The organism is Myxococcus sp. CA051A, assembly GCF_013336705.1.
GTDB classification, from domain to species: Bacteria; Myxococcota; Myxococcia; order Myxococcales; family Myxococcaceae; genus Myxococcus; species Myxococcus llanfairpwllgwyngyllgogerychwyrndrobwllllantysiliogogogochensis.
This window is the reverse complement of record NZ_JABUMS010000007.1, coordinates 553,937-562,936: the sequence shown is the minus strand read 5'-3', so window position 1 is coordinate 562,936 and position 9,000 is coordinate 553,937. Positions and strand designations below refer to the sequence as shown.

Below are 9,000 nucleotides of genomic sequence, written 5' to 3'. Positions count from 1 at the left end.
TGCGCTTCTCAGCGCTCCCTTGCTGGTGCCTTCTCAAAGATTGACTGCGGTTTCCGCAATCCTTCTCTTCTTCTTGGGCTTGCTATTTGGTTTTCAAAGACCGAGCCGCTTGTTTCATCCGCGACTTCCTGCTACCTTGCTGCCGCCTTCTACTTCTTTCCGGCGTCAGCGGGGCGCCTCTTCTATTTCATCTTCGCGCTCCCTGTCAACCACCCAGTTTCGCTTTTCTTCTCTGCTGCTTCCCGAAGTCTCCAGCGCCGCCCAGTGGCTTCCGCTGTTTCTTTCGGGAGGGCGGCTTCTATCACCACCGCACCCCGGATCAACCTATTTGGTTGGCTCCGTCTTTTTTCCTGCGTCCGCCCCGGTGGGTTACCGCGATCACCGTTTCGGCCAGGGGGCGCGGCTTCTATCACCGCCGCGTCCCAGGTCAACAACCTTCGTCGACCATTTACTTCCCCCGTCCGTTCGCCGTCAGGTGCCGGGGCACCAAGGCGTCGAGCAGGGGTCCAGTTAGTACCTCGTCACCTGTCGTCCGTCAAATACCGGATGATCGGTCCGCAGGATTTATCCACCGAACCGCATTTCGTGAACCCCCGACGCCCCAGGAAGGCTTCCTCGGCCTCAGGGGTCGGCCCTCCGCCCGCCCTCCGACGTTGGGGGCGAGGCCAGCGTCCCGAACAACCAGTCCGAGAGCGGAACGGTGATGTTGAAGTTCCAGCGCCCCATCTTCGAGGGGTCGTGGTGCGCCTGGTGGTGCCTGCGAAGCCAGCCCAGCGGCCGGAGTCGGGCCAGTCGGTGCTCGGGCGGCAGGTGGTGGCAGAAGTGGAGCCACTCGTAAGAGAGGTAGTAGCCCACCGTCGACGCCACGAAGAGCCAGCCCACGTTCCGCGTCGACACCAGGAAGGTGAGCACTCCCAGCGGCGCGGCGACAGCTCCCAGGAAGAAGAGGAGCAACACCGGCGGGAAGAGCACCATCTTCACGTCCCGGGAGGACTCGTAGGCCAGGGCGTCGTGGGTGAAGAAGCGGTGGTGTTGCTCGGTGTGCCGCTGGAAGAGCAGCCCCAACCCCCTCCTCTTGTGGTGCATGGGACCTCGGTGCCCCAGGAACTCCACCACGTTCCCCAGCAGGAAGACCCCGGGAACCGTCAGCCACTCCCAGGGACGCACCGCCTCTACTCGAGAGAGCGCCAGGAGGATGACGCCCAGCGAGCCCAGACTCGTGAAGGCGAAGTGCGCCCGGCCAGAGTAGCGGGGACCGACATGCTCACCGCGGTACTTCTCGCGGAAGGCCGTCACCCGCTCGGGAATGGTGCCAGGCGCCACGTTCCCTCCCGAGCCGCTCAGCTGTCCTTCTGCCGAGCCTTCGTCTTCTGAAGCTTCTTCATCTTGTCCAGGATGAGCGTGCGCTTCAGCCCGGAGAGGTGGTCCACGAAGACGTGGCCATCCAGGTGGTCGATTTCGTGCTGGAGGACGTGCGCCAGGCGCCCTTCCGCCTCCACCTCGTGCCACTCCCCCGTCCTGTCCTGGTAGCGGACCTTGACCCGGTGGAACCGCGGGCACTTCTCCCACTCACGCGGGACGGAGAGGCAGCCCTCCTCCAACGTGACGTTCTCCTTCCGCTCCAGGATTTGTGGGTTGACGATTTCGAAGGACGTCCCGTCCTCACGCCCCACCAGGGCCACGCGCAGCGACACGCCCACCTGATTGGCGGCGATGCCGATGCCTTCGGCTTCCTTCATGGATTCGGCCATCTCCTCCAGGATCGTCTGGAGCGAGGGACCGAAGTCCGTCACGGGCTTCGTGGGCGAGGTGAGGACCTTGTGCGGCCAGATGACGATGTCGCGAGCCATGGGGCGCAATTTGCCATGTGCCCCCCACCCGGTGCCACGCCGGAAGGCTCCAGATGAGGTCTTCGCCACCTCGGCCGTCCCCCCCCGAAAACTCCCGGGACGCCCCAGCATGGGCGAGCACAGGTCTGGTAGACCTCCCCGCATGAATCCGCACTCCCAGCTCATCGTCGACTTCTACTCGGCGTTCCAGCGCCGTGACTCGAAGGCCATGAACGCCTGCTACCACCCGGACGTGGAGTTCTCCGACTCCGTCTTCATTGGCCTGCGCCACGGGAGCACCACCGCCATGTGGACCATGCTCTGCGAGCGCGGCAAGGACCTGCAGGTCACCTACCGCGACGTCCAGGCCGATGACCGCACCGGTCGCGCCCACTGGGATGCCCTCTACACCTTCGCCACCACCGGCCGGAAAGTCCTCAACCGCATCGACGCGGAGTTCGAGTTCCGCGACGGGAAGATTGTCCGCCATCAAGACCGCTTCGACTTCTGGACCTGGTCTCGTCAGGCACTCGGGCCCACGGGGCTCATCCTCGGCTGGACGCCCTTCCTCCGGAACAAGGTCCGCACCCAGGCCCGACGCACCCTGGACAAGTACATGCGCGACCACAACCTCACGGGCCCCTGACCCTCTACCGGAGCGCGCTCCCTCCCATTCCTCGAACGGCGGCTCCTGCTCGCAGCGGTTTCACGTCAGGTGCCACCCAGGAAGCTCGTGCCTCGGCCGAGTCCAGCGTCTCCTTCTGGTAGTGCCTCGCCAACAGCTTCGCGTCGGCCAGCTCCGGGGTCGTCTCCAACAAGGCCTCCAGGGACGCGCTCCCCGGTGACGCGTCCATCGCCCCCTGGACGAGCTCCGCCCAGCCCCGGGTCAGCGTCTCGTGATACTTGCCCGCCGCCCCGAGCGTCGTGGCGTAGCGCCGGATGAGGTCGCGCAGCCGCGCCAGCCCCGCCTCGAAGCCTTCCGCGCGCAGGCACAGCCAGGCCAGCCGCAGATGCTCCCGGTGACGGAACCGCTCTCCCGGATAGGTGGCCGCCTCCACCGCCGCGAGAAAGTCCGCGTCCCCCAGGTCGCCCCCTTCCACGCTCACTGCTTCACCTTCGGCTTCGACTTGCGCTCCGGGCGGGCCACATGGTCCACCTCGGCGAGCGCCTCGAGCCCCGTCGTCAGGCCCTCCACATCCTCGTCGCCCAGCCGCTCCAGCACCGCGGCCTCCAGGACTTCCAGCCGGCGGTGGACCCGCGTGGCCAACGCCCGGCCCGCTCCCGTCAGCAATACCTGGAACGAGCGACGGTCCTCGGGCCTCGCCTCCCGCTTCACCAGACGCTTCGCTTCCAACCGGTCCATGTAGCTGGTCAGTGTGGAGCGCTTGTGCGCGAAGGCCGCGTGCAGCTCGCTCAGCGAGGTGTCCCCCGCTTCCAACAAGTACGCCAAGAGGTGGGCCTCCCCCTGCGAGAGCCCCAAGGGAGGCTCGACCGCCTCCAGGAACAGGCCGATGCGGTGGGTGGCCCGGTGCACTTCCAGGACGAATCGGAGCCTCTTCATGGCGCTTCTCTAACAACCGCTCCGTTTTCGGAATTTCCGAAAACGAAATGAATCGTCCGACAGCCAACCCGTGCCCAGCCCCCCACCCGATGCTCTATCCTCCAGGAATGCTCCCCGAGAACGCGCCCGTGGACATCCTGGACCTCTGGCTCCTGGAGGCAGCCCTGGAGCTGCCGACGCCCCTTCAGCTGCTCGTGTCGCCGGACCCCGCGGGCTCACTCAACATGCGCGATGACCCTCGCTTCTCCCACGAGGAGCTGTGCGAGCGCCTGGCCGGACTCGCCGAGCGGGACCTCATCCGCATCCACGAACACCCGGACGGCATGGAGGAGCTCTTCACCCCCGAGGCGATTTCCCAGGCCATCCTCCAGCCCCGTCCCCGCTCCATCCAGGTCTATGAACTCACGCCCTCGGGAGGTGCGCTCTGGGAGACCCAGGCCCGGCCCGACTGGAGCCGCTACGTCAACGCCGGCGAGGAGCCCAGCGTCAACGACGCCCCGGAGTCCTGGGTCATCGAAGCCCTGAGTCTCGACATCGCCGAGGCGGAGTTTCGCTTCCACGAGGAGCTCGGCGATGGAAACCGCCCCGTTCCCGAGTCGAAGCGCGGCGAGGCGCTCACTCCCTGGAATGTGACGTACTGGAAGACGCTGCCGCGCGGCCATCGCCTCCACTACACCAGCGTCCCCCAGCCACCCGACCCGGTCCGCACCGCCGCCTCGCACCGCCGAGAGCCCTGGTACACCCCCGTCCGACTGTGACGAAGGGTGGACCCTTGCCTCTCAAGGGGCCCAACCCGGCACTCTCGACGCACGCGGGGGCGCGGACGGCTCAGGGCGCGGGGGCCTTGGCTCCGGCGGCCTTCGGGGCCTCGGCCCGGTACACGTAGAGCGTGTAGTTCGAGCCCGTCGCATAGCCAGGCAGCTTCCCAGGGTTGAACACACTGGTGCTCGACACCGTGCCGCCCGCGTAGCCGCTCGGCGCCTCCACCAGCTTCAGCGCACACCCCGCCAGCACGAGCCCCGCCACCGGCACGTCGTTGCTCACGAGCGTGCACGTCCCAGAGGCCGTGAAGCTCCCTTCCGGCAGATTGAAACGCATGTGCGCCGGTATCTGCTGCCCCGCCGGAAAGCGCGTGTCGGTGATTCGCAGGCACGCCGTCGCCGACCCCACGCTCTTCTCTCCCCGGCTCACCCACTTGCCGTCGCGCTCGCGGCTCTTCGGCACGTAGATGCTCGCGCCCAGCTTCACCGTCGTCTCGAACGGCGCCGCCGCGCACACCGCCGCGTCCGGGGGCTTCGTCGGGTCCTCCTGCGTGCGGAACTGGTAGACCTCCTCCGCCGCTCGCGCCTCGGGGACTCCCGCCAGCATCACCCACGCACCCAGCACCACCGCACCACCGTGCCACCGCGACATAGGTTCCTCCTCTTGAGAGTCCTGGAGCCCGCACGCATCCGGGGCCCTGCCCGCCGACAGCCTCTACCCGTTGGCCCATGAGCCCCTGGCGCGCACGGCCCCTCCGTACCGCGCGCGCCTGGAGGCCGCTGCTACTGCCAGGACAGCGTGTACTCGGCGTCGAGCGGCCCCGTCTTCTTGCCGCTCACGTGCACCTGCGTTCCGCCCATCGCCTCGATGACCGCCTGGAGCACACCCTCGTGATAGGCCGGCGTCATGAAGTCGCGCTTCATCGTGAAGACGCCACTCGTATCGCTCGTCCACGTCACGCCGCGCTCACCGTAGCTCACCGCCGCCCGGTAGCCCGAGTGCAGGTTGCCCAGCATCCGCTTCGGGCTGTTCCCGGCCAACAACAGCAGCGTCTTGCCCGCCGCCGAGGACAGGAAGTCCGACGTCGCCTGTACGCCCATCCTCCGCAACGCCGGGTCGAACCCACCGAGCTGCGGTCCCATCACCTGCGCCGCCGTGAAAGACAGCCGCAGGAACGCCGCCACCGGGTAGTTGAAGAAATCGACGTACTTCTTTTCTCCCGCGACGGCGAGGCACTGCTGTACCGCGCTTTCGCCACCAAGCACCTTCACCGCGCCAAGCACGCCATTGAAAAACAATCCGCGCGCGGTGTCTTCGCGCGTCGCCAACGAGACTCGCTCCTCCAACTCGCGCGCGAGGTGGGGCTCGAGCACGTCCGACTTCTGCTTCATGTCTGTCATCAAACGGTGTCTCCACGGGGGGGAAGGAGGCACTCGAAGTTTACAGCCGAATCAACTGCGCGCCGTAGTGGATATTCGCTCCAACGGCCGCCACCAACACAATGTCCCCCGCACCCAGTCGAACGCGACCCGCCTCCAGGTCCTCCGCCAGCAGGATGAGCATCCCCGCCGCCGACGTATTTCCATACAAGTCAACATTGCAAGCGACAGTCTCGGGCGAAAGCCCCGCGCGCGACACGAAGGCATCCATCACCCGCTTGTTGGGTTGGTGAAAGTAGTACCGCTTCACCTCACCCTTCAGCTCGGGTCTGGGATTCAACACCGTGTCCAGGCACTTCTGCATGTACTCCGGATAGCTGCGCGCCACGCGAAACCCATCCACCACGAAGGCCATGTCCGCCGGACGCGACCGCCCTGGCTGGTAGGGAAGCTTCAACACCCCGCCCCCCTTGCGGATGACCAGGTCCCCATGCGCGTTGCCCGAGAAGGAGGCGAGGATGCCCGCCCCCGCCGGCGCGTCCTGCTTCGTCTGGAGCACCACCGCGCCCGCCCCGTCCCCGAACACGTACATGGAGAGGTAGCCCTGGAGCGTCTTGGCCCGACCCGGCCCCGGAGGCAGCTCGTCCAGGTACACCTCCCGGTTCACCAGCGGCGACGTGAAGGCCGAGGCCACCACCGCCACCGTGCGGAAGCGGCCCCCGTCCATCATCTTCTTCACCAGGTCCAACACGTACGTCGTGCCACCACACCCGTCATCCACCACCAACGCGAAGGCGTCCTCCCGCAGCCCCAGCCGGTGGTGCAGCTGCATGGCGTCATGGTTGAAGTGCGGCGCGTCCGGCGTACACGTGACGACGAAGAGCGCGTCCAGCTCCCCCGCCTCCACGCCCGCGCCCGTCAGCGCCTTGCGCAACGCCACCTCGCACATGTCCGTGTTCGTCGCGGGGTAGATGTGGCCGTCATCCTCCGGCGGAGGCACCGCGCGTCCCGTCGCCTCGTCGATGTCCCAGAGGAAGCGCCGCTCACGAATGCCCAGCTTCTCCTCGATGCGCTCCGCGGGCCACCCAGGGATGGCCCGGGCGATGCGCGCATTGCTCACCCGACGCGATGGAACGAAAGCCCCGGCTCCGACGACACAGACATTGGGTGTCATTTCATGGCCTCGTCTTTTCACCGCCACGCCGGATGGGAGGGATTCCCTGGCCTGTTCTGTCGAGCAGGATTCACGCCAGAAACGAAGCCCTTGAAATGACGGTGCACCGCGTCGGAAGCAGCTTCAGTCTTGAAGCTTCTTGCGCACATCCGACTCAGCAATCCCACGGATTTACTGAGAGGAGGCCCGTGCTTCAAAAATGAAGCGTTTCGCACCAAATCCGAAGCAAGCCCGGCGATACATTTACTTTCCGTGCGCGGATGCTCCACTCAAAGCGGCGGTGACCTCAGGGAAACCCCTGTATTGCAAGTGATTGCGTACTCTGAGTGCCGAGACATCCTGGACCCACCCCACTGCTACGCGCGTGGAGGTCTCCTGATTTCCAGACCGAGCCGGAAGCCGTCCGCATCCAGGAGGTCGGGTGCTTCCCGGCGCAGGCAGGCCCATGCCAGTCTCCGTCGACCGAAAGGCGTCGGAACCCACCGCCTCGTCGCGACGCATGTCCCGAGCGAGGCCCGACGAATGGGACGTGCCCTCGTTCAAGTCCTATCCCCGTCGCTGGCAGCCCCTCCTCCGGCTCGTGCTCTTCACCGCGACCTATGCGCTCGGCGTGCGGCTGGGCGCGGTGCTGGCCTTCCCTCCCGAGTTGGTCTCCGCCATGTGGCCCCCCAGCGGCGTGGCGCTCGTGGGGCTCCTGCTCACGCGACACCGGGAGTGGCCGCTGCTCGCCCTCGCCGCCATCCTCGTGGAGCCGCTCGTCGTCGGCGACTCCCACGGACCCATCACCTCCACCAGCTTCGTCATCGCCGCCGGCAACCTGCTCGAGGCCATGGTGGGCGCCGTGCTCCTGCGGCGACTGGTACGACTCCACCCGGCGATGGACCGCGTGCGGGACGTGCTGGGACTGGTGGGACTGGCCGCCCTCGGTAGCACGCTCATCAGCGCGACCCTGGGCATGGGGATGATGCTGTCGGATCTGCGCCTGGCCCCCAGTGACTTCTGGCCCTCGTGGCGGGTGTTCTGGGTGGGCAACGCCATGGGCGTGCTGCTGGTGGCGCCCCTGCTGCTCACCTGGCTCTCACGGGGACTCGACGGGTGGAACCGGCAACGACGGCTGGAGCTGGCGGCCCTGCTGCTGCTGCTCGGCGTGACCACCCAGTGGGTGTTCAGCATGCCGCCCACCGCCGCGCCTCCCGCCACCTTCCACCCCGTCACCTACCTGTCCTTCCCCTTCCTGCTCTGGGCCGCCCTGCGCTTCGAGGCCCGGGGCACCACCATGGCCACCGCGGTGATGTCCTCGCTCGCCCTCTGGCACACCGCCCACGGCAACGGCCCCTTCGCCCAGTTCGCCTGGCACAACGACAGCCTCACCTTCCTCCAGTCCTTCCTCGCCGTGGCCAGTGTGTCCGGACTGCTCCTCGCAAGCGCCCTCAGCGAGCGCCGTCGCGCCCAGGAAGAAGTGAGCCACCTCAACCAGGAGCTGCGCCAGTCCCTGCAGACGCTCGCCGCCACCCAGGCCACCCTCGTGCGACGCGAGCGCATGGCCGCCCTCGGAGAGCTGAGCGCCACCGTGGCCCACGAGGTCCGCAATCCCCTGGGCGCCATCTCCAACGCGCTCGCCGCCATCCGCCGACTCGCGCCCCAGACGGCCCATGGGCCCGCGGGCACCTTGCTGGTCATCATGGATGAGGAAGTCCAGCGCCTGGACCTCATCGTCAATGACCTGCTCGACTTCACCCGCCCCATGGAGCCACGACTGCGGACCCAGGCGCTCGGCCCCGTGGTGGAGGGCGCCTTGAGTGCCTCACTGCGCTCGGGGCCCTCGGGCATCAACGTCTCGCGGACCCTGGACGAGCCGCTGCCTCCCATCGACCTGGATGCCCACCTGCTCCACGTCGCCCTCACCAACCTGTTCACCAATGCCGTGCAGGCCATGCCCTCGGGCGGCAGCCTCGTCACTCGCATCGAGCCGGAGACGCGCTCTGGGACTCTTCACGCCCGGCTCACCATCTCCGACACCGGGCACGGGATTGCTCCCGAGGTCCAACAGCGCATCTTCGAGCCCTTCTTCACCACTCGCGCCAGTGGCACCGGACTGGGACTCGCCATCGTCCGCCGCATCGTCGATGGACACCACGGAGAGGTCACCGTCGACAGCGCCGTCGGCCAGGGCACCACCTTCACCGTGTGGCTCCCGTGCGCCAGTGCACCCCAGGCCGCGGCCTGAGTGAGTGGCGGTCCACGTTGTCGTCGTGAGACCAGGCCACCGGGGCGCACCGCGCTCCTGCTCGACGG

General features: G+C 67.2%; 10 protein-coding genes. 3 read left to right on the top strand and 7 right to left on the bottom strand.

Going from position 1 to position 9,000, the window contains the following annotated elements:
• Positions 1 to 621: 621 nt before the first annotated feature.
• Both HUA74_RS23020 and def read right to left on the bottom strand, forming a co-directional pair.
• A complete protein-coding gene (locus tag HUA74_RS23020) occupies positions 622 to 1,323 on the bottom strand; it encodes a sterol desaturase family protein (protein WP_174456226.1) in 702 nt (233 codons plus the stop codon).
• Between the two features lie 17 nt (positions 1,324 to 1,340).
• Positions 1,341 to 1,850: a peptide deformylase gene (def, locus tag HUA74_RS23015; protein WP_174456225.1), complete on the bottom strand. Its 510-nt coding sequence runs from the start codon at positions 1,848 to 1,850 to the stop codon at positions 1,341 to 1,343.
• 142 nt (positions 1,851 to 1,992) lie between these two features.
• On the opposite strand from def, the gene HUA74_RS23010 reads away from it, so the two are divergent.
• Positions 1,993 to 2,475, top strand: a complete 483-nt coding sequence (locus HUA74_RS23010; protein WP_174456224.1) for a nuclear transport factor 2 family protein — start codon at positions 1,993 to 1,995, stop codon at positions 2,473 to 2,475.
• A gap of 4 nt (positions 2,476 to 2,479) precedes the next feature.
• Here HUA74_RS23010 and HUA74_RS23005 read toward each other — a convergent pair whose 3' ends face one another.
• Positions 2,480 to 2,935, bottom strand: coding sequence for a hypothetical protein (locus tag HUA74_RS23005; protein WP_174456223.1), 456 nt, complete (start codon positions 2,933 to 2,935; stop codon positions 2,480 to 2,482).
• The gene (locus HUA74_RS23000) at positions 2,932 to 3,390 is read right to left on the bottom strand and encodes a MarR family winged helix-turn-helix transcriptional regulator (protein ID WP_174456222.1); all 459 of its coding nucleotides are present in this window, start codon (positions 3,388 to 3,390) and stop codon (positions 2,932 to 2,934) included. Before HUA74_RS23000 ends, HUA74_RS23005 begins: the two co-directional genes overlap by 4 nt.
• A gap of 107 nt (positions 3,391 to 3,497) precedes the next feature.
• On the opposite strand from HUA74_RS23000, the gene HUA74_RS22995 reads away from it, so the two are divergent.
• Positions 3,498 to 4,148 (top strand): hypothetical protein, encoded by a 651-nt coding sequence (locus HUA74_RS22995; RefSeq protein WP_254625182.1) that lies wholly within the window; start codon positions 3,498 to 3,500, stop codon positions 4,146 to 4,148.
• A gap of 70 nt (positions 4,149 to 4,218) precedes the next feature.
• Here HUA74_RS22995 and HUA74_RS22990 read toward each other — a convergent pair whose 3' ends face one another.
• From HUA74_RS22990 to HUA74_RS22980, 3 genes are all read right to left on the bottom strand, one after another.
• Positions 4,219 to 4,803: a hypothetical protein gene (locus tag HUA74_RS22990; RefSeq protein ID WP_246137691.1), complete on the bottom strand. Its 585-nt coding sequence runs from the start codon at positions 4,801 to 4,803 to the stop codon at positions 4,219 to 4,221.
• 131 nt (positions 4,804 to 4,934) lie between these two features.
• The gene (locus HUA74_RS22985) at positions 4,935 to 5,552 is read right to left on the bottom strand and encodes a DUF2378 family protein (protein ID WP_141647656.1); all 618 of its coding nucleotides are present in this window, start codon (positions 5,550 to 5,552) and stop codon (positions 4,935 to 4,937) included.
• Positions 5,553 to 5,592: 40 nt separating this feature from the next.
• The gene (locus HUA74_RS22980; protein ID WP_141647657.1) at positions 5,593 to 6,705 is read right to left on the bottom strand and encodes a 3-oxoacyl-ACP synthase III family protein; all 1,113 of its coding nucleotides are present in this window, start codon (positions 6,703 to 6,705) and stop codon (positions 5,593 to 5,595) included.
• 529 nt (positions 6,706 to 7,234) lie between these two features.
• Here HUA74_RS22980 and HUA74_RS22975 point away from each other — a divergent pair.
• Entirely contained in the window at positions 7,235 to 8,932 is a 1,698-nt protein-coding gene (locus tag HUA74_RS22975) for an MASE1 domain-containing protein (protein WP_174456221.1), read from the top strand.
• Positions 8,933 to 9,000: the final 68 nt, after the last annotated feature.